Origin of the sequence: Proteus sp. fly-1067, from assembly GCF_040139345.1 — a bacterium.
GTDB lineage: Bacteria > Pseudomonadota > Gammaproteobacteria > Enterobacterales > Enterobacteriaceae > Proteus > Proteus vulgaris_B.
The window spans coordinates 1-715 of sequence record NZ_JBEEUL010000098.1 but is presented as its reverse complement, the minus strand read 5'-3'; the positions used below and the strand labels follow the sequence as shown (position 1 = coordinate 715).

General features: G+C 40.3%; 1 pseudogene. It reads left to right on the top strand.

Annotation, left to right across the window (positions count from 1 at the left end):
* A pseudogene (locus ABN217_RS19340) lies at positions 1-395 on the top strand (phenylacetate--CoA ligase); the annotation flags it as partial.
* Positions 396-715 lie beyond the last annotated feature (320 nt).

Sequence of the window (715 nt, the reverse complement as noted above, 5' to 3'; positions counted from 1 at the left end):
CTCGTGATTTAACTCATCTAATGCCAGGCGTTAATCGTCATATGCGTCGCATTGGTAAAATTACAGGACGTTCTGATGACATGATGATTATACGAGGCGTGAATGTTTTTCCATCGCAGATTGAAGAACAAATCATGCAGTTCAAGGAGCTTTCTCCACATTATCAATTGGAAATCAGCCGTAAAGGGAATATGGATAGCTTATCAATTCGTGTTGAATTAAAGCAGCCCGATGCTCTAACTTATGATGAGCGTTGTAACATCTGTCATAACCTTAAGCATCGCATAAAATCAATGGTTGGGGTTAGTACACGTATCAGCATTGTAAACTGTGGCGATATTCCTCGCTCACAAGGTAAAGCTGAGCGCGTTATTGATACAAGAATTGCAATATAAGCTCTATACTCTAAACAATTCAAGATGCATCTAAGCGACCAGTGAATGAGTCACTCGTCGCGAAAAATACTCGGTGACTGACGCAGGTCAGTGTCGTCACCTACCTCAACCTAAAACGCTGCAACTTGCAGTACCTATGAGTCATTAACGTCATTATTGATATACGCATTCTACTTCGGATAAGCCGCCGTAACTTGCAGTCTGTAAATAGTTATTGTCTACTGTTCGCATAGGTTTTTGATACAAAAATTTGCCGGATAATCAAAAAATGGACACTAAACTTAGTCAATTTATACAGCATGCACTGACTAGCCAGCCTA